21 protein-coding genes and 1 pseudogene are annotated in these 23261 nt (G+C 68.2%); 4 read left to right on the forward strand and 18 right to left on the reverse strand.

Features of this window, described 5'->3' with window-relative positions; genetic code table 11:
• Positions 1 to 781, reverse strand: a 781-nt coding sequence (locus D472_RS26170) for a trehalase-like domain-containing protein (protein WP_033304394.1), incomplete at its 3' end; no start/stop codon positions are given.
• Between the two features lie 242 nt (positions 782 to 1023).
• Here D472_RS26170 and D472_RS0121235 point away from each other — a divergent pair.
• Together D472_RS0121235 and D472_RS0121240 are read left to right on the forward strand one after the other, a co-directional pair.
• On the forward strand, positions 1024 to 2709 hold the full coding sequence (locus tag D472_RS0121235; protein WP_017606464.1) for an ABC-F family ATP-binding cassette domain-containing protein: 1686 nt from the start codon (positions 1024 to 1026) through the stop codon (positions 2707 to 2709).
• A 108-nt stretch (positions 2710 to 2817) separates the two neighbouring features.
• Positions 2818 to 3522, forward strand: coding sequence for an SDR family NAD(P)-dependent oxidoreductase (locus D472_RS0121240; RefSeq protein WP_026117933.1), 705 nt, complete (start codon positions 2818 to 2820; stop codon positions 3520 to 3522).
• Positions 3523 to 3585: 63 nt separating this feature from the next.
• Here D472_RS0121240 and D472_RS0121245 read toward each other — a convergent pair whose 3' ends face one another.
• The 11 genes and pseudogenes from D472_RS0121245 to D472_RS0121295 form a co-directional block, all read right to left on the reverse strand.
• Positions 3586 to 4506 carry a hypothetical protein gene (locus D472_RS0121245; protein WP_026117934.1) on the reverse strand — a complete coding sequence of 307 codons (921 nt, stop codon included), beginning with the start codon at positions 4504 to 4506 and terminating at the stop codon, positions 3586 to 3588.
• A 153-nt stretch (positions 4507 to 4659) separates the two neighbouring features.
• On the reverse strand, positions 4660 to 5913 hold the full coding sequence (locus D472_RS0121250; protein ID WP_017606467.1) for a cytochrome P450 family protein: 1254 nt from the start codon (positions 5911 to 5913) through the stop codon (positions 4660 to 4662).
• Between the two features lie 10 nt (positions 5914 to 5923).
• Positions 5924 to 7120: a cytochrome P450 gene (locus D472_RS0121255; RefSeq protein WP_017606468.1), complete on the reverse strand. Its 1197-nt coding sequence runs from the start codon at positions 7118 to 7120 to the stop codon at positions 5924 to 5926.
• Between the two features lie 87 nt (positions 7121 to 7207).
• Positions 7208 to 8452: a cytochrome P450 family protein gene (locus tag D472_RS0121260; protein ID WP_017606469.1), complete on the reverse strand. Its 1245-nt coding sequence runs from the start codon at positions 8450 to 8452 to the stop codon at positions 7208 to 7210.
• A complete protein-coding gene (locus D472_RS0121265) occupies positions 8452 to 9657 on the reverse strand; it encodes a cytochrome P450 (RefSeq protein ID WP_017606470.1) in 1206 nt (401 codons plus the stop codon). The genes D472_RS0121260 and D472_RS0121265 overlap by 1 nt, the downstream gene beginning before the upstream one ends.
• Before the next feature lie 77 nt (positions 9658 to 9734).
• Positions 9735 to 10984, reverse strand: a pseudogene (locus tag D472_RS26925) (cytochrome P450 family protein).
• Positions 10985 to 10994: 10 nt separating this feature from the next.
• On the reverse strand, positions 10995 to 12209 hold the full coding sequence (locus tag D472_RS0121275) for a cytochrome P450 (protein WP_017606471.1): 1215 nt from the start codon (positions 12207 to 12209) through the stop codon (positions 10995 to 10997).
• Positions 12210 to 12244: 35 nt separating this feature from the next.
• Positions 12245 to 12868: a GTP-binding protein gene (locus tag D472_RS0121280; protein WP_017606472.1), complete on the reverse strand. Its 624-nt coding sequence runs from the start codon at positions 12866 to 12868 to the stop codon at positions 12245 to 12247.
• On the reverse strand, positions 12849 to 13205 hold the full coding sequence (locus D472_RS0121285; RefSeq protein ID WP_017606473.1) for a DUF742 domain-containing protein: 357 nt from the start codon (positions 13203 to 13205) through the stop codon (positions 12849 to 12851). The genes D472_RS0121280 and D472_RS0121285 overlap by 20 nt, the downstream gene beginning before the upstream one ends.
• Complete coding sequence (locus tag D472_RS0121290) at positions 13202 to 13600, reverse strand: roadblock/LC7 domain-containing protein (protein WP_017606474.1); 399 nt, start codon at positions 13598 to 13600, stop codon at positions 13202 to 13204. The genes D472_RS0121285 and D472_RS0121290 overlap by 4 nt, the downstream gene beginning before the upstream one ends.
• Positions 13600 to 15057, reverse strand: coding sequence for an ATP-binding protein (locus D472_RS0121295; RefSeq protein WP_017606475.1), 1458 nt, complete (start codon positions 15055 to 15057; stop codon positions 13600 to 13602). Before D472_RS0121295 ends, D472_RS0121290 begins: the two co-directional genes overlap by 1 nt.
• A gap of 705 nt (positions 15058 to 15762) precedes the next feature.
• On the opposite strand from D472_RS0121295, the gene D472_RS0121300 reads away from it, so the two are divergent.
• Positions 15763 to 16146: an RNA polymerase-binding protein RbpA gene (locus D472_RS0121300; RefSeq protein ID WP_017606476.1), complete on the forward strand. Its 384-nt coding sequence runs from the start codon at positions 15763 to 15765 to the stop codon at positions 16144 to 16146.
• Positions 16147 to 16200: 54 nt separating this feature from the next.
• On the opposite strand, the gene D472_RS0121305 is transcribed toward D472_RS0121300, so the two are convergent.
• The 5 genes from D472_RS0121305 to D472_RS0121325 form a co-directional block, all read right to left on the reverse strand.
• Positions 16201 to 17004: an HAD-IIA family hydrolase gene (locus D472_RS0121305; RefSeq protein ID WP_017606477.1), complete on the reverse strand. Its 804-nt coding sequence runs from the start codon at positions 17002 to 17004 to the stop codon at positions 16201 to 16203.
• 93 nt (positions 17005 to 17097) lie between these two features.
• Complete coding sequence (locus D472_RS0121310; protein ID WP_193373504.1) at positions 17098 to 17889, reverse strand: SCO1664 family protein; 792 nt, start codon at positions 17887 to 17889, stop codon at positions 17098 to 17100.
• A 2-nt stretch (positions 17890 to 17891) separates the two neighbouring features.
• Positions 17892 to 18473, reverse strand: a complete 582-nt coding sequence (locus D472_RS0121315; protein WP_017606479.1) for a DUF3090 domain-containing protein — start codon at positions 18471 to 18473, stop codon at positions 17892 to 17894.
• A gap of 252 nt (positions 18474 to 18725) precedes the next feature.
• A complete protein-coding gene (locus D472_RS0121320; protein ID WP_017606480.1) occupies positions 18726 to 19460 on the reverse strand; it encodes an MSMEG_4193 family putative phosphomutase in 735 nt (244 codons plus the stop codon).
• A 67-nt stretch (positions 19461 to 19527) separates the two neighbouring features.
• The gene (locus D472_RS0121325) at positions 19528 to 20367 is read right to left on the reverse strand and encodes an undecaprenyl-diphosphate phosphatase (protein WP_017606481.1); all 840 of its coding nucleotides are present in this window, start codon (positions 20365 to 20367) and stop codon (positions 19528 to 19530) included.
• Between the two features lie 302 nt (positions 20368 to 20669).
• Here D472_RS0121325 and D472_RS0121330 point away from each other — a divergent pair, with 302 nt between their 5' ends.
• Positions 20670 to 21623 (forward strand): aldo/keto reductase, encoded by a 954-nt coding sequence (locus D472_RS0121330; RefSeq protein ID WP_017606482.1) that lies wholly within the window; start codon positions 20670 to 20672, stop codon positions 21621 to 21623.
• Positions 21624 to 21635: 12 nt separating this feature from the next.
• On the opposite strand, the gene D472_RS0121335 is transcribed toward D472_RS0121330, so the two are convergent.
• A partial coding sequence (locus tag D472_RS0121335; RefSeq protein WP_017606483.1) for an FAD-binding oxidoreductase occupies positions 21636 to 23261 on the reverse strand: 1626 nt, incomplete at its 5' end.

The following is a 23261-nucleotide window of genomic DNA, read 5'->3' on the forward strand; positions in this document are numbered from 1 at the left end:
CACCGGTAGGGGTGCACAACCCCCGCAACGTCAACGCCGAACGAGCCACCAACTCCTGTTCGACCCGGGGCAGGCGGAGTTTTGAGGACCATGTGGTCCACTCACGCTCGCCGTGCTCGCGACGCTCGGCCTCCGTGAAGGGATGCGCGGTGAGCAGGCTCGATCCGCAACGCAACTCGAACACGACCGGCTCCCCCGGCACCGGAACGACCGTGGCCCAAGCGGTGTCCTGGCCTCCCTCGTGTTCGATGTACCACTCCACACCGGGAGAGCGCAGGACCATGGGGAAGTCGGCGCCGTGGACGCGCAGACCATCGTCCTCGGCGACGATGCGCACCGGAGCGCGACCGAAGTCGGGGCGGGGCGCGAACTCCACCCTGAAGGGGGTGGAAGCCTGAACGGCCCGAACCAGGTCGGTGCGGCCGGGCTCGGTGTCATGGGCCAGGTGGTCGGTGACCTCCAAGCGAGACCAGCGGGTGCGCACGGTCATGGTGCCCGGCAGGTAGCGCTGGCCCAACGGCATACGTCCGTGGAGGGGGGCGATGGCGAACGCCCCGGCCTCGGGTCCGCCCAGGACCTCGGCGAACAGGGCGCCCGAGTCGGGCTCGGGGTGACAGAACCACAACAGCCGCGCGTCCGGCCCCACCAGTGCCACGGAGGCCTGGTTGGACAACATGGACATGCGCTCGATCGAGACCGCGCGCTCCCCCGGTTCCACCACGTGCTCACAGCAAAGCCCTCGCGCCGGACCGAACACGGCCACGTCGTGTGTGAGAGTCATCCCGTCACCTTCCTCTGTGTCGCCGGGGGCACCAAGAAGCTAGGACGGACCGAAGCCTTCACACATCGGGTTTCATCGGACCTTAGGTGTGGGCTAAGGGACCCTTAAGGTTCCCGAACCGCCCGTGATCACCCCCGCCCGTTCGGTACTCCCCGAGAAAACCGGTTGCCCCGCGCCGAACAGGCGTGGAAACCTGCGCGAACGGCACGAGGTACGCGCGCGGACGGGTGGAAAGAGCGGTCGTGGGTCACGTCGACGTCAATCAGGTCACGCACACCCTGCCCGATGGGCGGGTGCTGCTGAACGAGGTCTCGTTCCGGGTCGGTGAGGGGACCAAGACCGCCCTCATCGGCGCGAACGGGGCGGGCAAGAGCACCCTGTTGCGCCTGATCCGGGGTGAGACGACACCGCAGTCGGGTGCGGTGACCGTGGACGGCGAGTTGGGGGTGATGCCCCAATTCGTGGGTCACGTGCGGGACGAGACCACCGTGCACGAACTCCTGGTGTCGGTCTCCCCCGCGGCGGTGCGCCGGGCCCACGCGGAGTTGGAGCGCGCGGAGGAGGCCATGATGGTCTCCGAGGACGAGAAGACCCAGATGCGCTACGCCGAGGCGATCGCCCGCTACGGGGACGTGGGTGGTTACGACGCCGAGGTGGTGTGGGACCAGTGCTGCGTGGCGGCCCTGGGCGTCCCCTATCCGAACTGCCGTTGGCGTCTGGTGCGCACTCTTTCGGGTGGCGAGCAAAAACGCCTGGTGATCGAGGCCCTGTTGCGTGGACCGGCGCCGGTGCTGTTGTTGGACGAGCCCGACAACTACCTGGACGTGCCGGGCAAGCGCTGGTTGGAGGAGGCTCTGCGCGCCACCCCCAAGACCGTCCTGTTCGTCTCGCACGACCGCGAACTCCTCAGCCGGGTCCCGGACCGGATCGTGACGGTGGAACTGGGCGCCGCGGGTAACGGCGCCTGGGTGCACGGGGGCGCGTTCGACACCTACCACCAGGCGCGGCGGGAACGGTTCGCCCGGCTGGAGGAGCTGCGTCGCCGCTGGGACGAGGAGCACGCCAAGCTCAAGGACCTGGTGTCGATGTACAAACAGAAGGCGGCCTACAACTCGGACATGGCCACCCGGTACCAGTCCGCGCGGACCCGGTTGCGCCGGTTCGAGGAGGCGGGCCCGCCCGAGCACTCGCCCCGAGAGCAGAACCTGCGGATGCGGTTGCGCGGCGGGCGGACCGGTAAGCGGGCCCTGGTGTGCCAAGGGCTGGAGCTGACCGGGCTGATGCGCCCCTTCGACCTGGAGGTCTGGTACGACGAGCGGGTCGCGGTGCTGGGTTCCAACGGTTCGGGCAAGTCGCACTTTTTGCGACTGCTGGCCGGTGGTGGCGACGACCCCGCGTCTTCTCTGGTTCCCGAGGAGGAACGCGCGCGGATCGCCCCCGTGCCGCACACCGGTCGGGCGCGGCTGGGCGCCCGCGTACTGCCGGGATGGTTCGCCCAGACCCATGAACATCCGGAGTTCGTCGGGCGCACGCTGTTGGAGATCCTGCACAACGGTGAGGGGACCCGTAAGGGGGTACCTCGCGAGGAGGCCGGGCGGGTCTTGGACCGTTACGAGCTGGCGATGAGCGCGGAGCAGACCTTCGACACGCTCTCCGGTGGTCAACAGGCGCGGTTCCAGGTATTGCTGTTGGAGTTGTCCGGGGCCACGATGCTGTTGCTGGACGAGCCCACCGACAACCTGGACGTGGTCTCGGCGCAGGCCTTGGAGTCCGCGCTGGACGCCTACCGGGGCACGATCCTGGCGGTCACGCACGACCGGTGGTTCGCCCGAGGGTTCGACCGGTTCGTGGTGTTCGGCGCGGATGGGCGGGTCTACGAAGCGGACGAGCCGGTGTGGGACGAGGGCCGGGTGGAGCGGACCCGATAGGGGCGGGCTCGCCCTGGTGCGTCCCCCACCGTTGGACCCCGACCACGATGTGGGACCGGGCGCGTGTCGGTGCCGATCCGCCGCTTCGCCGACGGAAATACTGACCGCATGGAGATAGAGGGCTCACGTGTTCTGGTGGCGGGCGCGACGGGCGGACTCGGTAGAAGGATCAGCCGGGCCTTGAGCGACGAGGGCGCTCGACTCATGCTCGCCGGACGCGACGAAGAGTCTTTGGAGGCGCTCGCGTCGGAACTCGACGTATCGCACACCGCCACGTTCGACGCCATGGACACCGAGGGATGCGCCGCGCTCACCTCCCACGCGGCCAGGGAACTGGGCGGGCTCGACGCACTGGTCATCGCCTTCGGCACCGTGGCGTTCGGACCCGAGGCCGACGTCGAGGACTCGGTGGCCGAGCACATGTTCCAGATCAACACGCTGGCACCGATAGCGATGCTGCGCGCGGCCGAATCCGAACTGGAACAGGGCGGTACGGTGGCCGCGATCACGGCCGTGACCGCGGAGTACCCAACGGCGGGCATGGCGACCTACTCGGCGAGCAAGGCCGCCCTGTCGGCCTGGTTGCAGGCGATGCGGGCGGAGTACCGACGCAAGCACGTCCACGTTCTGGACATCCGCGCGCCCCACATGGACACCGGGCTCGCGCACCGTGCCCTGGCCGGTACCGCGCCACGGAACCTGCCCGAACCCTTTCCCATCGACGAGTTCGTCCAAGCCCTGGTGGAGGCTCTACGGTCCCAGGCCGAACACCTGGCGTTCGATCCACGGACCCGCCGGCTCGGTAAGGGATAGTTCGGACGGAGCGAGAAGGAGCCCTGTTCGGCACCGAGGACGAGGAATCGGGACGGGCAAGGGTCAGTCGACGGGGAACTCCAGCCGGACCTGGGACGAACACTCGGCCAAGCAACCACCGATCGCGAGTTTGCCGCCGATCGAGGCCCCGGGAAAGGACATGACCGCCTGGGTGGCGGTGTTGGCCGTCAACCGATAGGAACCCACCACCTCGTCGACGCGTTGCCGGGTGCCCTCGGGAGCGGTGTACGTCGCCCCGGGCAGGTCCAGGTCCACGTCGTCGACGGTGGTGAACTCGGCGGTGACGACCAGGGTGTCGTGGGTGATGCTCTGGTAGGCGGTGAGCAGGTGGGCGTCCACGCCCTCGGAACTGGCGGAGACCCCCTCGGCGGCCACCAGACGTTCGCCGGGGTCCTGACCATCGACGAGGAACCCGGTGAGCAGGCCGTCCTTGGCCGTGAAGTCGGTGTAGGAGGCACACACCCTCGACTCGCTCACACACATTCGGAAGCCGTCGTCGGTGGGTTCCACGGAAGCGTTGTCCAATGGTCCTCCCGTTTCGGCCCGGGCGGCCGCGACCTGGGCGTGGTGACGCAGGTAGGTGTGGGCGGTGGAGTCCTCCTCGGTGAGGGTGAGTCCGTCGCGCATCCCCTCGGGGTCGGCGGACCTGCTCAGCGCCATCATGTACTCGGTGGCCTCGGTCGCGTCGACGCTCTCCCCGGGGTCGGGTCTCTCCTCGTCCTCCACCTCGACCCGGCTCTGGGTCCTGGCGGTCCCCGTCGGTGCGTTGGGCTCGGGACCCGGTTCGGCGGAGGGCGCCTCGGTGGGGAGAGCCGTGGGCCCCGGGCCCTGGCGCATGGGGTCCTCCGGCGCCGGGAGCCCCTCGTTTCCAGCGCCGGTGGGCGTGGCCGGCGTTCCGACCGGTCCGCAGGCGGTGGCCACGAGCAACAGGACGGTGGCCATCATCGTCGTCGGTTTCGACATGTTCTGGCACCTCCTAGGACTGCCGATCCTAGGAGTGAATGCCATATATCGTCCGCTTTACGGCACCTTTGGGCGTTTTCTGACCCCGAAGTGGCCTGGACATGGCGCGGCCCGCCCCTGGGGTCAGGGACGGGCCGCTCACCTTCGAATCGTTCAGTCCTTGGGCCGCAGGATCACCGGGAACTCCTTGAGGCTGTTGGTGGACAGTGCCGCCACGACCTGAAGCTCCTCGTCCGCGACGGCGAGCCGCAGGTCGGGGAAACGCTCGAACAGCATCGGCAGGGTGATGTTCGCCTCCAAGCGCGAGAGCGGGGCTCCCGGACAAATGTGCGGACCATAGCCGAAACTGATGTGGCGGCCCTTGGTACGGGCGGGGTCGAAGACGTGCACGTCGTCGCCGAACTCGGCCCGGTCACGGGTGGCGGCGCCATAGTGCGTCAGCAGCGCCTCGCCCTTCTTGATGGTCTGCCCGGCCACCTCGACGTCCTCGGTGGCGAAACGGAACATCATGACGTTGTTGGGCGGGTCGAAGCGCAGCGTCTCCTCGATCACCTGCTCCCAGCCCAGCTCGCCCTTCTTGAGCCGTTCGTGCTGTTCGGGATGGTCGAGCAGGGCCCGGACCACGTTGGTGAGCAGGTTGACGGTGGTCTCATGGCCGGCCGCGACCACCGTCAGGAGGGTGACGATGACCTCCATGTCGCTGAGGCCGTCCTCGCTCTCCAACCCGGTCCGGAGCAGATCGGCGGTGAAGTCGTCGCACTCGTCCAGGTTCGCCTTCTTACGGGCGACGACGTCGGTGAAGAACTGGAAGAGATCGCCGTAGATCTCGATGTGCTCACCCGGCTCGGTGGTACCGGAGAACAGCTTGGCGTACATCCGACCGAGGTGGGCGTACTCGCCCTCCTCGATCCCGTACAGCTCACCGATGACGCCCATGGGCACCTTGAAGGTGAACGCGGACTTCAGGTCCTGCACCTGGTGGGCCTTGTCCTCCAACGTGTCCAGGTACCTGGCGGTGAGCCGTTCGATACGCGGACGCAACCGCTCCACCCGGCGAGCCGAGAAGGGGCCTGCGGTGAGGGAACGCAACCGGCGGTGCGCCTCCCCGTCCAAGGCGAGCATGTTGGTGCCGTCGGTGGGGATGGTCGCCATCAGCGGCCATTCCTCGGTCACCACCCCGTTCTGGAAGTCGGCCCAGTGGTCGACGCTCTTGACCAGGCGCGGATCGTTGAGGGTGAGGCGGCTGACCTCGTGGTGGGTGGTGGCCCACGCGATGACCCCGCCCGGGAGTTCGACCCGGGTGAGGGGACCCTCCTGGTAGAGGCGTTCCCGGTCGGCCTGCACGTCCTCGGGGACGGCGTGCAGAACCGGGAAGCCGTCGGCGTTGCGCTGTAGGGGACAGGACATCGGTGTTCTCCTAGGGGGTGCGGGGGGTGAAGGTGACGGGCAAGGCGGCGACTCCACGGACCCAAGGGGAAGGACGCCAACGGAGTTGGTCGGGGGCCACGGCCAGTTCGATGTCCGGCAGCCGATCGAGAAGGACCTCGATCCCCGTGGCCGCGATGATCTCGGCGACCTCCCGCGCCGCGTAGGGGCAACCGTGCTCGCCGTGGGAGAAGGACAGGTGGGCGTGGTTGGCGCGCTCACCCCGACCTCGAGCGGCGTGCGTGATCGGGTCCTGGTTGGCGGCCGCGAATCCGAGAAGGACCATGTCTCCTCGCCGAATGCGCCGCCCGCCGAGTTCGACGTCGTAGGCGGCGTAACGGCCGGCCTGGAGTTGGGAGGGCGAGTCCTCCCACAGGACCTCGTTGAGGGCCTCCCGCACACTGCTGCGGGCACCGGAGAAGGACGCGGCGAAACGCTCGTCGGTGAGCATCAGCCGTAGTGCGTTACCGATCCACTCGGTGGTGGTCTGATGGCCCCCGCCCAGAATCGCCAACAGCTCCGGAACGATCTCCTCGTCGGTGTAGCCGCGAGGGTCGGCCAACAGTCGAGAGACCACGTCCCTTCCCGGCAGCGCCCGTCGTCGGGTGACCAGTTCGGCCATGGCCGTGGCCAACTCCGTGTAGGCCGCCATCACGTCGGGCCCGGCGTCGAAGAGGGCCGACATGACCGGGGTGAGCCGTTCGCCCTTGTCGTCGTCCAGGCCGAGCATCCAGAACAGGACGAGGCCCGGTAGCCGATCCGCGAAGTGAGTGCGCAGGTCCACTTCAGAGGAACGGAAGGCGTCGATGAGGCGGTCGGCCGACCGTTCGGTGACCTTGGCCAGCTCGTGGGGATCGGCCACGCTCAGAGCCGCGTTGACCGCGCGGGCGCGCGATGCGTGGTCCTCCCCCTCCGCCGAGAGCATGTTGGGCAGGGGCATGACCACCGGAAGCAGCGGCCAGTCCTTGGGCACCCGGTCCCAGGCGTTCCAGCGACGGGGATCGCGGGCGAACACGCCGGGGGTGGTGAGGACGTGGTGGAGTTCGCGATAACCGATGGTCAGCCAGGCCGGGACGTCGCCCTCCAACAGGACCGGAACGACGGGGCCGTGTTCAGCGCGCATCCACCGGTAGAAAGCGGCCGGGTCGGATCGAAAAGTCGGGTCGTACAACCGAACGAGCTCGGCCATCTCGATCCTTTCGTAGCGGGGAACAGGATGAAGGGGAGGCCACGGCGTGCCCGACACCGAGACCAGGGCCGGGCACGCCGTGAGCCGTCAGGGGCGCAGGAGCACGGGCAACTCTTGGAGGCTGTTGACGATGATGGAGGGGTGGTTGCGCAGTTCCTCGGCGGGCACGGCCAAACGCAGGTCCGGGTAGCGCTCGAAGAGCATCGGCAGAGCGATCTGGCCCTCCATACGGGCCAGGGTGGCCCCGGGGCACACGTGGGGGCCGTAGCCGAAGGACATGTGACGTCCCTTGGAGCGGGTGAGGTCGAAGGTGTCCGGATGGGGAACCTCGCCGTGCTCGTCCCGGTCCCGGCTGATCGCCCCGTAGGAGACCATCAGCGCCTCACCCTTCTTGATCGTCACGTCACCGACCTCCACGTCCTCGGTGGCGAACCGGAAGATCATGTTGGAGGTGGGCGGGTCGAAGCGCAGCGTCTCCTCCACCACCGTGTCCCAGCCGACCTCGCCCCGCTTGACCAGATCGAACTGCTCCGGGTGGGTGAGCAGGGCGCGCACGGCGTTGCACAGCAGGTTGACGGTGGTCTCGTGGCCGGCCGCCACGGTGACCTGTAGGGTGCCGCGCACCTCCAGGTCGGTCAGGGCGTCGCCGTTCTCACCCGCCTGAAGCAGCTCGGTGGTCAGGTCCTCCCCCGGCTCGGCGCGCTTGGCGGCGACCATGTCGTCGTAGTAGCGCTCCAGGGTGGAGTAGACCTCCAAGAACTCCTCGGGAGGGGTGACCGAGGAGAAGAACTTCACGTACAGCTCGCTCAGGTAGCCGAACTCCGAGCGGTCCACCCCGTACAGTTCACCGATCACGTTCATCGGCAGTTGGAAGGCGAACCGCGACTTCAGGTCCAGGGGCTGATCCGCCTTGGGTTCCATGGCGTCGAGCAACTCGGTGGTCAGCTCATGGATACGCGGACGCAGGCGCTCGACGCTGCGGGCGGAGAAGGCCCGAGCGGTGAGCAGACGCAGCCGCCGGTGTTCGGCCCCGTCCGTGCCCAGCAGGTTGGTGGGAGTCGGCGGGATGGTGCTCAGCAGGGGCCAGGTCTGGGGGATACGTCCGCTCTGGAGGTCCTCCCAGTGGGCGACGTCCTTGACCAGGCGGGAATCGGTGAGCAGTTCACGGCCGGCTTCATGGTGGGTGACGGCCCACGCCCCCACCCCGCCGGGCAGTTCCACTCGGGTCAGGGGCCCGGCGGCGTACAGCTTCTCGCGTTCGGCGGGCAGGTCGGTGACGTAGGGATCCAGGACCACGGTCTCGGCGGAGCCGTGTCGAACGGGACAGGACATCAGTGAACTCCCAGAGGTGGTACGGGGGCGAATGTGACGGGCAGGGAGGCGACGCCGCGCATCCAAGGCGAGGGGCGCCAACACAGTTCTTCGGGTGCGATCGCCAGCTCGATGTCGGGCAGCCGATCCATGAGGACCTCGATGCCGGTCGTGGCGATGATCTCGGCGATCTCTTGAGCGGGATAGGGGCAGCGATGTCTTCCGTGGGAGAACGACAGGTGGGCGCGGTTACCGAGGGCTCCGCCCGGAGTCGCCACGGCGGGGTCGGTGTTGGCACCGGCCAAACCGAGCAAGAGCATGTCGCCCTTACGGACCAGACGTCCTGCCAGCTCCACGTCGCGGGTGGCGTAGCGTCCCAGGTTGACCTGAGTGGGGGTGTCGGCCCACAGAACCTCGTTGAGGGCCTCTTGCGCACTGCTGCGGGCACCCGAGAAGGAGGCCGCGAAGCGGTCATCGGTGAGCATCAGACGTAGTGCGTTGCCCAGCCATTCGCCGGTGGGCTGGTTCCCACCGCCCAAAAGGACGATCAGTTCGGGAACGGCCTCTTCGTCGGTGTAGCCCGCGGGGTGTTCCAGCAACCGCGAGACCACGTCGGAGGAGGGCGTGGCCCGACGTTGGGCGACCAGGTCGGCCATGACCGCCATGAGGGAGCGTTGCGCCTCCATGGCTTCGGGGCCACCATCGATCATGGTGGTCATCAGGGAGGCGGTCCGGTCCCCGCGCTCGTCGTCCAGCCCGTAGAGCCAACTCAGAACCAGGGCGGGCAGCCGGGCGGTGTAGGCCGGGCGCAGGTCCGTGCCGCTGGAGGCACAGAAGTCGTCGATGAGGCGGTCGGCCATCCGGGTGGTGACCGTTCGCAACTCATGCGGGTCGGTTCCGGCCAGGGCGTCGCTGACCGCGCCGGCCCGGCGACGGTGCTCTGCTCCCTCCGAGTACAGGACCGTGGGCAGTCGCATCACCATGGGCAGCATCGGCCAGTTCTCGGGGACCTTGTCCCAAGCGTTCCAGCGATGGGAGGAGCGTGCGAAGACATCGGGGTCGCTCAGCACGTGATGGAGTTCGCGATAACCGATGACCAGCCAGGCCGGCACGTCACCTTCCATCAGCACGGGCACCACCGGACCGTGCCGGGTCCGCATCCATTGGTAGAAGCCTTGGGGGTCGGTGTTGAAGCGTGGGTCGTACAACCGGACGGGATCGGCCATCTCGGTCCTTCCGATGGCGAGGATGGGGAAAGGGTCGGTCGTCCGGCCGTGGTGGTGACGGCCGGGTGCGGGGTCGGTCAGGGCCGCAACAGGATGGGGAACTCCTTGAGGCTGTTGACGATGAGGGCGGCCTCGTTCTCCAGTGACGCGTCGGGCACCGCCAGGCGCAGGTCGGGGAAGCGCTGAACAACCTCGACAGGACGATGTTCGCCTCCATCCGTGCCAGCGGGGCGCCCGGGCAGACGTGCGGCCCGTAGCCGAAGGTGATGTGGCGGCCCTTGGTGCGGGCCGGGTCGAACACGTGCGGATCGTCACCGTGTTCGGCACGGTCCTTGGTGATCGCGCCGTAGTGCGTGACCAGGGCGTCGCCCTTGTTGATGGTCACGCCCCCGACGGAGACGTCCTCGGTGGCGAACCGGAACAGGATCGCGTTGTTGGGCGCGTCGTAGCGCAGGGTCTCCTCGATCACCTGTTCCCAGCTCAGCTCGCCCTTCTTGAGCCGCGCGTGCTGCTCGGGATGGTTGAGCAGGGCTCGGATGACGTTGTTGATGAGGTTGACGGTGGTCTCGTGTCCGGCGGCCATCACCATCAGGAGCGTGATGATCACCTCCGCCTCGGTGAGCGGGTCCTCACCCTCCTCGGTGGACTTGAGCAGGTCGGTCGTGAAGTCGTCGTGTTCACCGGGCTCCGCCTTCTTGCGAGCGACCAGTTCGGTGAAGAAGGCGTGGAGTTCGGCGTAGATCCGTAGGTGCTCGCCCGGTTCGGTGTCGACGAAGAAGAGGCGGGCGTACAGGTCGCCCAGCTCGTCGTACTCCTCCTTGGCCACTCCGTAGAGTTCACCGATGACGGTGATCGGTACCCGGAAGGAGAACTCCCGTTTCAGGTCCAGGGGCTCGCTCGCACGGTCCTCCAAGGCGTCCAGGTGCTCGTCGGTGATCCGCTCGATGCGCGGACGCAGGCGCTCGATCCGACGGGCCGAGAAGGGATGTGCGGTCAATCCGCGCATCCGTCGATGCGGAGCACCGTCCAGGCCGAGCATGTTGATGCCGTCCCAGGTCAGCACACCCATGTAGGGCCAGTCCTTGGAGACCTCGCCGTTCTTGTAGTCGGCCCACTGCTCGGGGTCCTTGACGAAACGCTGGTCGTTGAGCAGGGCCTTGGACACCGCGTGGTGGGTGCAGGCCCAGGCCCGGACACCGCCCGGCAGCTCCACCGGGGTGATGGGTCCTTGCCGGTAGAGCTCTTCCCGGTGGGCCTGGATGTCGTCGGGGTAGGGATCGAGGAAGGGGACCTCGGCGTCGTGGAGACCGCGCATGGGGCAGGACATCGGGATCCTCCTAGGGGGACATGGGGGTGAAGGTGACCGGCAAGGAGACGACCCCCCGCGCCCAAGGGGACGGACGCCAGCGCACCTGATCCGCGTCGATGGCCAGTTCGATGTCGGGGAGGCGGTCGAGCAGCACTTCGATGCCGGTGGTCGCGATGAGTTCGGCGATGCCCTGCGCCGCGTGGGGGCAGGCGTGCTTGCCGTGGGAGAAGGACAGGTGCGCGTGGTTGGCACCCATTCCTTGGGGCTGGGAACCGCGCACTCGGGGGTCACGGTTGGCGGCGCCGTAGCCGAGCATGACCATGTCCCCCTCGCGGATGTGACGTCCTCCCAACTCCACGTCGTGGGCGGCGAAGCGCCCCGGGTTGAGCTGGGAGGGCGAGTCCTCCCACAGAACCTCGGCCAAGGCGTCGCGCACACTGCTGCGCGCGCCGGAGAAGGAGGCCGAGAAACGCTCTTCGGTAAGCATCAGGCGCAGCGCGTTACCGATCCACTCGCTGGTGGTTCGGTCACCGCCGCCCAGGATCCCCATGAGTTCGGCGATGAGTTGTTCGTCGGTGTAGCCGATCGGGTCCGCGGCCAGGCGTGAGATGACGTCGGCGCCGGGCCGGGCCCTGCGGTCGACGATGGCGGCGCCGAAACGGGCGGTGAGCTCGGTGTAGGCCTCGAAGACCTCCGGTCCCGTGGAGTCGAAGATGACGCTCATCGCCTTGGCGAGCACCTCGATCTCCGCGTCGTCGAATCCGTAGATCCGACCCAGGACCAGGCTCGGTAACCTTCCGGCGTACCGGGTGCGCAGCTCGGCGCGGCCATCGCCACAAAAGCCGTCGATGAGACGGTCGGCGAAGCGGGTGACGAACGTCCTGAGCTCGTGCGGGTCCACGGCCTCGAGCGCGTTGTGGACCGCGGTGGAACGACGTCGGTGGTCCTCCCCTTCGGCGAAGAGCATGCTGGGCATCGGGGCCAGGGCCATCTGTAGCGGCGATTCCTTGGGAAGGCGCTCCCAACCGTTCCAGCGCGTGGAGCTGCGCGCGTACACGGCGGGCGAGCCGAGCACGTGGTGCAGTTCCCGGTAGCCGATGACCATCCAGGCGAAGACGCCCTCTTCCAGCTGAACGGGCACGACGGGGCCGTACTCGTGGTGCATCCACGCGTGGAGGGCGGCCAGGTCGGTGGTGGAGGCGATGTCCGACAAGGGGAGGGGCTGAGTGTTGTTCACGGTCATCCTTGGCTGGGGGGGTGATGATCGTTCCGAACGGGTCACGGGGCCTGTGCGAGCACCAGGGACCGGATGTGTTCCACCAGTTCGATGAGGACACGTTTGGCGGAATCCCTGTCCCGGGCGTCACAGCGGGTGAGGGGGACGGCCGGGTCCAGGTCCAGGGCCGCGCGTACCTCGCTCAGGGAGTACTCGGCCTCGCCGAAGTCGTTGTGCGCCACCACGAACGGAGTGCCTTGGGCCTCCAAGCGGTCGATGGCGTAGAAGCAGTCGGCCAGGCGACGGGTGTCGACCAGGACCACCGCTCCCAGGGCTCCGGTGAACAGACGGTCCCACAGGAACCAGAAGCGTTCCTGGCCGGGGGCGCCGAACAGGTACAGCACCGAGGTCGCGTCCAGGGTGATCCGCCCGAAGTCGAACGCGACGGTGGTGGTGGTCTTGGCCTCCACTCCCTGGAGGTCGTCGACACCCACCCCGGCCTGGGTCATGTTCTCCTCGGTGGTGAGCGGCCGGATCTCACTGACCGAACGCACCATGGTGGTCTTGCCGACTCCGAACCCTCCGACCACGGCGATCTTCAGGGCCTGGGCGACACTGTCGGGGAGCGGGGAGGTCGGTGATCCGGTTTGCTCCGTGGCGGGGGATTCAGAGGTTGTGGAGTGCAACGAGCACCTTCTCCAACACTTCCGGGGAGGCGAGTGGATACGCCGGTGAGGCGGGGGCCGGGTGACGCGCGGTCACCCGGCCGGTGTCGATGAGATCGGTGAGCAGGATGCGCACGACCGTCACGGGCAGGCCCAGGTGGGCGGCGATCTCGACCACCGACAGCGGGCCGGCGCACAGGTTCAGGATCCGGGCGTGCTCGGACTGCATCCCGGGGGTGGGCGCGCTCTCGGCCACGATGAGGGTGACCGCGTCCAGGTTCTGGTCCGCGCCACCACTACGTCCGGAAGTGATGACGTAGAGCCGGTCCGGGCCCTCCCGTCGGTGCGAGAGACTCATACCGTCTGTGCCCGGGTCGGGGTGGCCAGGTGCTCGCCCATCTGCTCGACCAATTCGTTCATGTTGTGTCCGACCAGCCCGGGGTCGGCCTCGCTGTCGGTGATGACGGCGAGGTGGGCGCCGTGTCCCGCCTCCACGATGAACAGCAGACCGCCGTAGAACTCCGTCATCGCCTGACGGACCCCTCCGGCACCGTCGCCGAACTCCATCGAGGCGCTGTGCGCCAGGCTCTGCACACCAGCGGCGATGGCCGCGAGGTGGTCGGCGCTGTCGATTCCCAGCCCGGAGGTGTGGCAGAGCTTGAGCCCGTCCCGGGACAACACCAACGCGTGGCGGGTGCTCGGGGTGCGTTCCAACAGGCTTTCGAGCAGCCAGGTCAGCGTCTTGAGATCCATCAGGTGTCCTTCGATGAGTCGGTCGGTCGTCCCTGGCCGCGCACAGCCGATCGGAAGGCGCCGAATCCCCGCACCGGAGTGGCGGGGGCGCTATCGGTGGCCGTGGTGGGGCGGGTGCGCTCGACCGCGGCGAGGGCACGGCCACGGCGACGTTGAGGTAGTCCGTTGTCGAGCCGGGGCTCGGGCTCGTCGGAGGTGGAAGCGACGGATTCGGTGGAGATCGGTTCGGCGGAGGTGGGGACGGTGTCGGAGCGATTCGGTTCGACGGGCCTTTGCACGGGGGCCGCCTCGGGCGCGGAGGCGGCCTTGACCGCGGCCACCGATGACGAGGGCTCGGCGGGCATCGGTTTGATGAGGTTCTGCGGCAAGAGCATGACCACGGCGGTGCCCCCTCGGGAAGAGGAGCGGAAGGAGACCGTCAGGCCGTAGCGACGGGCGAGCCGTCCGACGACCGGCAGGCCCAGGCGGGTCCCCGAGATCGCGGCGATGTCCAATCCGCCCTCCACGGCCCGGCGGGCTCGACCCAGGGCCTCCTCCCCCATCACCAGTCCGCCGTCCTCGACCATGATGGTCAGACCGGCTTGGACCTCCTCCACGTGAACGTGGACCTCGGCTGTGGGCGGGGAGAACTTGGCGGCGTTGTCCAAGATCTCCGCCAAGGCGTGGATGACGCCTTCGGCGGCGAATCCGGCCACCGTCTGTTGGGGGACTCCGTGGGTACGCACACGCTGGTAGGCGCCGATTCGCCCCATCGCTCCGCGCAGGATGCTCTCCACCGGGATGGAACGGCTCCAGCGACGACCGGAGCGGGCCCCGGTGAGAACGGCGATGCTGTCGGCCACACGGCCGGTCTGGGCGGTGATGTGGTCCAGGTGCATGAGGTCACCGAGGACGTCTTCAGCACCGCCGGCCCCGTCACCGTGACGTTCCTGCATCCGCCGTAGGTCGGCGAGCATCGTGGTGGTCAGGGCTTGGACCCGTCCCGCGGCGGTGGCGCAGGCGGCCATGGCCGCGGAGCGCCGACGTTCGGCCGTGGATATCTCGTCGGCGACCACCCGAAGCACCGCGGCGGAGCCGGGGCTCTGGGGAAGGTCGATCCGGTGCAGAGCGGTCTGCGCGGAATCGCCCTGGCTCAGGTGGTGGATCAGTCGGGGCAGGTGTTGATCGGCCAGGGTGGCCGTCTCGATATGGGCCCGTTCCGCCCGAGCGCGGGCCTCTTCGGCCCGAGCGTGCAGTTCGGCCACGCGTCGGTCCCGACCGGCCAGGGCGGCCAAGAACAGGATTCCGGAGACGAGGCCCAGGCCGGCCGCGAGCAGGGCGGGGAGCAGACCTTCGGGATGGGTGACCCATAACGCCCACAGCCAGAAGGGGAGGGGGAGGATCAGGAGGGGGAGCCATCGCAGGAGGGTGGATCTTGGCGATGGGGTTCCGCTGGATCGGGGGGGTTCAGCAGTCATCAGGCTCCACGTCCGGCGTGTCTTACTTTGTTCGCACGCTGCGGGCACGCCCGGGGTTTCCGAGTTCCACGTGCGAGGGGGGGTGTGGAAAGGCCGGAGAAACCACTCCATCTGCCTTTTCCGTCACACAGCGAGCAAACTTACCACCAACTCCATCCGAAGCACATGCCGCGACAATGAACAGTGAATTACCTCGATTCGGACATTCAGATCTTTTGCACGCAAGGCACTACCACGCCTCGACACCCAGTGGGAAGCCGGACGAATTCCACGGGTCGACAATGCGCGCAAGCCATCCACACATATGGTGATCAGCGTCGACATCCGAGGCCTCAGAACACGCGAAAACGGTGACGGGCAAGCCTTCCCACCCCACACCCTCTCCATTTTTTCGAGACTGAGTTCCAAAAGGGTTCACATCCCACCCAAGACCGAAAATCCCAGGAATGTGACCCACGGCACCCCGGACGGTGAAGGCCCGAGCCACCACACCCCCTTGGATCGACACTCGGAACCACCCACCGACACCCCTATAGTGGTGCAGGTCACAGGAATCGAGATGTGGCTCGGTACCCTCGTCCCAACGCACACGCGGGCTTCTCTCCCCCACCTGGGTGGTTCGACCTCGGGTCAGTGGGGAATCTTGACGTGGATCGATGTGTTACACCCCGCGAGACCGCACAAGCGCCTGGAGGCACCCACACGATGGCCGAGCGAGCACTTCGCGGCACCCGGCTCGGGGCGACGAGCTACGAGAACGACCGCAACACCGACCTGGCTCCCCGCCAAGAGGTCACCTACGACTGCACGCGGGGACACCGTTTCTCGGTCACCTTCGCGACCGAGGCGGAGATCCCCGCCGAATGGGAATGCCGTTTCTGTGGCGACCGCGCCCTTCGCCGGGATGGCGGTGGCGAGGAGCCCAAGAGCACCAAGCCGGTGCGCACCCACTGGGACATGCTGCTGGAGCGCCGGAGCATGGAGGACCTCGAGGAGGTCCTCGCCGAACGACTGGAACTGCTTCGCGCGCGCCGCCGCGAAGAGGCGGCCAAGGTCGAGGAGATCAGCAAGCAGCGGCAGAGCGCCTGACACGACGACACGGGGGCGGCGAACTTCGGGTTCACCGTCCCCGTCGTCGTGCTCCTAACCCTGTTCGCCGAAGGGGTCCCGAGTGATACCCACCAGTTCCTTGACCGACCCGATCACCCGGGTGGGGCGGTAGGGGAACTGTTCGGCGGTCTCCCGCCCTGAGATACCCGAAAGCACCAGCACGGTCTGCAAGCCCGCCTCCAGACCACTGAGCACGTCGGTGTCCATCCGATCGCCGACCATCAGGGTGTTCTCCGAGTGCGCGCCGATCCGGCGCAGGGCCGAACGCATCATCAGCGGGTTGGGCTTGCCCACGAAGTAGGGGCGTCGGCCCGTCGCCTTCTCGATCAACGCGGCCACCGCGCCGGTGGCGGGCAGTGGCCCCTCGGCGCTGGGACCGGTCTCGTCGGGGTTCGTGGCGATGAAGCGGGCACCGTCGCGCACCAGGCGGATGGCCCGGGTGATGGCTTCGAAGCTGTAGGTGCGGGTCTCCCCCAACACCACGTAGTCGGGATCGCGTTCGGTCATCACGTAGCCGACGTTGTGCAGCGCGGTGGTCAGGCCGGACTCCCCCACCACGTAGGCTGAACCCCCGGGGCGCTGGGTCTGTAGGAACTGGGCGGTGGCCAGCGCGGAGGTCCAGATGGCCTCCTCCGGGATGTCCAGCCCCGTGTTGAGCAGGCGGGCACGCAGGTCACGCGGCGTGTAGATGGAGTTGTTCGTCAACACCATGAAGGGTGTCCCCTGCTCACGCAGCTCCGCGATGAGCTCGTCCGCTCCGGGGATCAGGTGCTCCTCGCGTACGAGCACGCCGTCCATGTCGAAAAGGTAGTTCCACTCGTTGCTCACGAGCACCATTGTGCCGACGCGGCGGCGGAGAAACCATTCCTACCGTCGGGTAGCCGTCCTTGGACGGATAGACGATGCTCACACCACGACGTGTGCGAGGGCTCAGATCGGAGGCCAGGGGACCGAGGGCCAGTCGGGGGCCGGATAGGGGTGGATGCGATGCTGGATGAGCAGGTCCACCCGACTTCGGAGGGCGTAGACCTCCGGGCCGGTCAGATGGCGGACCAACTCCACCGACAGGGGGTCCAGCTCGTCCCGCAGGCGTGCCCGCAGCCGGGTCAGGGCCTCCATGGCCTCCTCCGTCAGGGGCAGCCCTTGCCACTGCCACAGGACGGTGCGCAGCTTGTAGTCCTCGGCGAAGGACACACCGTGGTCACAGCCGTACAGGTGCCCGCCGGGCGCGGGCAACAGGTGCCCGATCTTGCGATCGGAGTTGTTGATCACCGCGTCCAGTACCGCCATACGGCGCAAGCCCTCGTGCTCGGTCTCCTTGGACAGCGCGACCAGGTCGACGGTGCTGTCGCCGTGCACCCACAATTGCACCATGCCCTCCCCGTAGGGGCCGTCACGATGGACGGTGGGAGGCACCACGGACCAGCCCAACGCTTCGGAGACGGCGTAGGCCGACACCTCGCGCCCGGCCAGGGTGCCATCGGGAAAGTCCCACAGGGGGCGCTCCCCCGCCACGGGTTTGTAGACGCAGGCCGCCGAACGGCTGCCGTCGGAGATCGTGCAGTACAGGGTGGTGTTGGAGGCGACGGTCAGGCGTCCCTCCACGCTCAGAACGCCCTCGCGCAATAGGTCCGGGCCTTGGGCGGGGTCGATTCCGCCGAAGTCGGCCGGGCCGGGGCGTCCCACGATGGGAGGCCCTCCGGTGGTGTCGTCGGTGTTCAAGGTCAAACGAGGCGATCCGGGCGGTAGCCGTTCTGGCGAGCGCAGATGTGACCGGCCGGGTCCAAGGGACGTCCGCACAGTGGACAGTCGGGGCGGCCCGCGGAGACGACCTTCAGGGCCCGTTCGGCGAAGGCGCGCGCCTCGCCCGGAGTGAGGTAGACGCGCAGGACGTCACGGTGGGCGGGTGCCTCCTCCGCGAAGACCTCCAGTTCCTCCTCGTCGTCTTCGAGCAGCTCCTCGGCCACGCCCTCGTCGACCTCCTGGGCCTCGATGATGACGCGGGCGGCCTCGGCGTCCCAGGCCAAGGCGAGCGTACCGACCCGGAAGTCCTCTTCGATGGGCTGTTCCAGGGGGCCCTCGTCCTCTGGGGCGGACTCATCACCAGGAGGAGCGCCGAAACGGCGGTGTACCTCTTCCAACAGCTCCTCGATACGGGTGGCCAAGGCCTCCACCTGAGCCTTCTCCAGCACGACGCTGGTGATGCGACCTTCGCCCACGGCCTGGAGGAAGAAGGTGCGGTCACCAGGCTGGCCCACGGTCCCCGCGATGAACCGTTCCGGTGGGTTGAACTGAAAGACGGGCATGATTTCACCTTAGAGGATAACGGCGCCTCAGGACGATTCCCCGAACCCTTCCCGAGGGTACGAGGAGTGGGCACCACCGTGGCGTGTCCGTCCTCGCCCTTCGTGTGCGGGCCGGGCACTCGACCGATTCCGGTCACAAGGCCCTCCACTTCCGGCGAGGGAAATCAGGGACCGAATTCGCCGCTCATCGTCCCGTGCCTCGAAGGTGCGCGTTCCTTTTCGGTGCGGTGAAAGAGGTCTTCTCCGCCGTGGTCACGGCGTGGCCGAAGCACCGGCACCACCCCCCACCGGGGCGTCGCCCTCGGCCTCCGCGGCGGTGGGCAGCGCTCCGGCCAAGGATCGACCGGTGTCGTTGAGTCCATTGAGGAAGGGTCGGGTCCGGGTGTAGGTGATGGAGGTGACCGAACAGGGATCCACCCGCAGGCGTTGGAACAGATCCAGGTGCATACCGAGGGCGTCGGCGACGATCGCCTTGATGACGTCACCGTGGCCGCACACCACGTACACCGGCGGTTCCTGGACGGCTTCTCGCAGAAGCCGTCGGTTCCAGTCCCGGACGGCCTCCACCGCTCGGGCGGAGGCGGCGGCCAACGATTCCCCACCGGGGAAGCGGGCCGCACTGGGGTGATCCTGGACGACCCGCCAGAGGGGTTCGGTGGCCAGGTCCGTCAAGGAGCGCCCGGTCCAGCTGCCGTAGTCGCACTCGACGAAGCGCTCGTCCGTCGTGATGGGAACGTCGAGCCGCTCCGAGAGGGCCTCGGCGGTCTCCTGACAGCGTTCGAGGGGGCTACAGACCAAGGCCGCGGGGGCGAGCCCTTCCAACCGGCTCGCCAAGTGGGCGGCCTGGCTCCGGCCGGTGTCGTTGAGGTACACGCCCGGCGCGCGCCCGGCCAACCGGGGTCCGGTGGCGTCGGTCATGCCGTGTCGTACGAGAAGGAGGGTGATCGCCTCGGGCCGTGTGTCCTTGGGGTCAGCCGGTGTCGCCATGGCTCCAGGGTAGGGCTCGCCGAGGACGTCCGCCGGGACCGGCCCGCTCGGGCCGGTCCCGGCTCGGTCAGGCGACCCCGGCTCCGCCCGCCGGGGAGAGGACACCGTGGTAGACGAGGACGAGGAGGAGTACGCCCAGGGCGATGCGGTAGTACACGAACGGCATGAAGCTGTTGGTGGAGATGAACCTCATCAACCAGGCGATGACGATGTAGCCGACCACGAACGCCACCAGGGTGCCGACGATGGTGGCGCCCCAGCCGGCGTACTCGTTACCGCCGATGTCGAGCATCTTGTACAGGCCCGAGGCGAACACCGCCGGCAGGGCGAGCAGGAACGCGAACTCGGCGGCGGCCGGTCGGGTGAAGCCCAACATGCGACCACCGGTGATGGTGGCTCCGGAGCGGGAGACCCCGGGGATGAGCGCCAGGGTCTGGAACAGACCGAAGGTGAGGCCGCGCTTGAGGTTCAGGTCCTCGATCTCGTTCCGTCGACGGGCCATGCGGTCGATGACGCCGAGGAGGACGCCGAAGATGATGAGGTTGAGCGCGATCAGCCGCAGGTCGCGGAAAACGCCCTCGATCTGGTCCTCCAAGAGCAGGCCCAGTACACCGATCGGGATCGTACCGATGATGATGTACCAACCCATGCGGGCGTTGATGTCACCGCGCAGGTCCTTGTCGACCAGTGATCCGCACCACGTGGAGACGATGGCCCAGATGCGTGCGCGGAAGTAGAGGACCACCGCGAGTTCGGTGCCGATCTGGCTGACGGCGGTGAAGGCCGCACCCGGATCCGGCCAGTCGAAGAACGCCGCGAAGACGCGCAGGTGGGCGCTGGAGGAAATGGGGAGGAACTCGGTGAGCCCTTGGATGAGGCCGAGAACGACCGCCTCGAAGATGGACACTCGGTACGGACTTTCGTTTCAGGGGTGGCCGTGGACAGGCGCGGGAACGGGGTCTTACGGGCAAGGTCCGGCCGGACCGCGTCATGACCGGCACCCGCCCCTGACTCCGGCCCGGACCGCGATGACGCTACGCGGCCAAGATGTCCCCCCGACCTACGCCCGGTCAACCACCGGTGTCCGGCGCCCCACGGGAACCTGTCCGTATCGTCACGGAACGGCCGAGGGGTGGTCCCCACCCCGAAAAGGGGTGCCACGAACACGTACCCGCACCGGGCGCGGACGAACACGGTAATCTCCGCCGCATGGAACAGCGACAGGTGGGCAGATCAGGCCTTTGGGTCTCTCGTACCGCTCTGGGCACGATGACCTGGGGAAAGGACACCTCCGAGGAAGAGGCCGGGCAACAGCTCACCGCGTTCGTGGACGCGGGCGGCACCCTCGTGGACACCGCGGACATCTACACGGGTGGGCAGGGTGAGCGGATCCTGGGCCGCCTGCTGCGAGGTGCGATGCGCCGCGAGGACTTGGTGGTGGCCACCAAGAGCGGGCACACCCCCGAGGGTTACCGGCCGGTGGACGGGTCCCGACGGCACCTTCTGGCCTCGTTGGACGCCTCTCTGCGTCGTTTGCAGACCGATTACGTCGACTTGTGGCAGCTGCACGTGTTCGACCCGCACACCCCGCCGGAGGAGACCCTGGACGCGATGGAGACGGCGGTGACCTCCGGAAAGGCTCGTTACGTGGGTACCGGGGACCTACAGGCCTGGCAGTTCGCCACCCTGGCGACCTGGCAGCGGGCTCGACCGAACCGGGCGCCGTTGGTGAGCGCGGGCACCGAGTACTCGCTGCTCAACCGTGGCGCCGATCGTGCGCTGCGGCCCGCGGTCGCGGCCGCCGACGCACACGTGATCGCCTGGTCTCCGTTGGGCCGGGGCGTGCTCAGCGCCAAGTATCGCAACGGGGTCCCCTCGGACTCACGAGCGGCCTTCCCGCACATGGCGCCCTATGTGGAGCCCTACCTGGACGATCGCAGTCGCCGGGTGGTGGAGTCGGTGTGCACCGCCGCCGAGGGACTGGGCGTGTCACCGCTGGCGGTCGCCCTGAGCTGGGCACGTGACCAGCAGGGGGTGGCGGCCGCGGTGGTGGGGCCGCGCACCCTGGCCCAGTTGCAGGAGATCTTGTCGGTGGAGAGCGTGGAACTGCCGCCCAAGATCCGGGACGCCTTGGACGACGCCACCTCGGGGTCGGGCCATTGAGCCCATGGTGGATCAGGCGGTGGCGGGCGGGATCGGAAAGTTCTGGTCGAAGAGCTCCTCGGGGTCGTACTCGGCCTTGAGCGCGCGCAGCCGCTTCAGGGTGGGTTCGGGGAAGGCCTGGGACAGCACGTGGGGACCGGTCCGGGTGTCGAAGCTCAGGTACATTCCCTGGAGTTCGTCCTCCAGTGCCGACCAGCGTCGGTCCAAGGGCTCCGCCCTTCCGCCCAGTGCCGCCAGTGAGAAGTGCGCCGAACGGTGGGCGTAGGCGGTGGCGTCGGGCGCGACGTCGTTGACGGCCCCGCCCACCTGGCGTAGTTGGGTGAAGTAGGAGTCGCCGGAGGCGACCATCCCGGCGATGATCTCGGCCGTGGTGTCACCGATGGCGCCCAGCAGACCGGAGCGGGAGACCGGGACGCCGTGGCCACCATGCGGTCCCTGGTGCGGGACCAACAGTGCCGGGTAGGGCGCCAGTTGGGCGCCCTGGTCCAGGACGGGGCCGGCCTTGAGGAAGGGTTCGAGCGCGGTGACGGCCACGTCGGTGTCCTCTCCGGCGTAGACCACCATCGCCTGGGCCACGGCGCCCTGGCCCATCCGGCCCGCTCCCAGGGTGAGGAAGGCGGTGACCTCACGTGGGGCGGCGATGGCGATCTCACTCCAGGTGCGCAGGAAGGCGCCGGTGGCGGAGGCGTCGTAGGCGAACCGACCGAGTACCACGTTGCCCACGTGGGCGGCTTCGACCTCCACCGAGGTGACCACGCCCAGGTTGGCGCCGGCACCGCGCAGGCCCCAGAAGAGTTCGGGGTGGTGGTCGGCGTCCACCCGCAGGAGTCGGCCGTCCGCGGTGACCACTTCGGCGGCGATCACACGGTCGATGGTGAGTCCGTGGGAGCGGGACATGTAGCCGATGCCGCCGGGGGTGGCGATACCGCCCACCCCCACTCCCCCATGGTCACCGGAACTGATCGCCAGTCCGTGAACGGCGAGGAGGTCGGCGACCTCGCCCCAACGGGCACCGGCTCCGAGTCGGACCAGGCCGGCGTCGGCGTCCAAGACCTCGATGCCGTTCATTCGTCCCAGGTCGATGATCACCCCGCCATCGCTGGTGGAGGTTCCGCTGATGCCATGGCCACCGGAGCGCACGTTCAAGGGGGCGTCCTGTTCCTTGGCGTAGGTCAGGGCCTGGGCCACCTGCTCGGGTTCGGTCGGGCGCAGGACCAACCCGGGTCGGCCGTGCTGCATGTAGCCGTGGCGCAGGCCCTTGTAGGCCTTGTCACCGGGTTCGACCGCACTCTCGCGCAGGGTGGCGGGGACGGCGTCGTAGTCGATACCGAGGCGGCGTGCGGCCAGGGCGACCGCCGGGCGAGCGGGGCCGGTGGGGGTACCGGCGGCGGCGCGTTCACGATCGACCGCCTCGCGTAGGGCGGGAGCGACCTCTTGGCCGAAGATGTCGATGCTTCGAGGGTCGTCGGTGCCCAGGATGAAGGTGGCCACCCCGTTCTCCAGGGCCAGGGGCAGGAGTTGTTCGATCCACTGTTCGGGCGGCCCTTGGAGGAATCCGCGGTTCATGGGGGCGAAGGCGCCGTTGATGTTGAACAACCGGCGGATCTGTCGAGGATGGCGCCCGGCCGCCTCGGCGGG

The organism is Nocardiopsis alkaliphila YIM 80379 (genome assembly GCF_000341005.1).
Lineage (GTDB): Bacteria > Actinomycetota > Actinomycetes > Streptosporangiales > Streptosporangiaceae > Nocardiopsis > Nocardiopsis alkaliphila.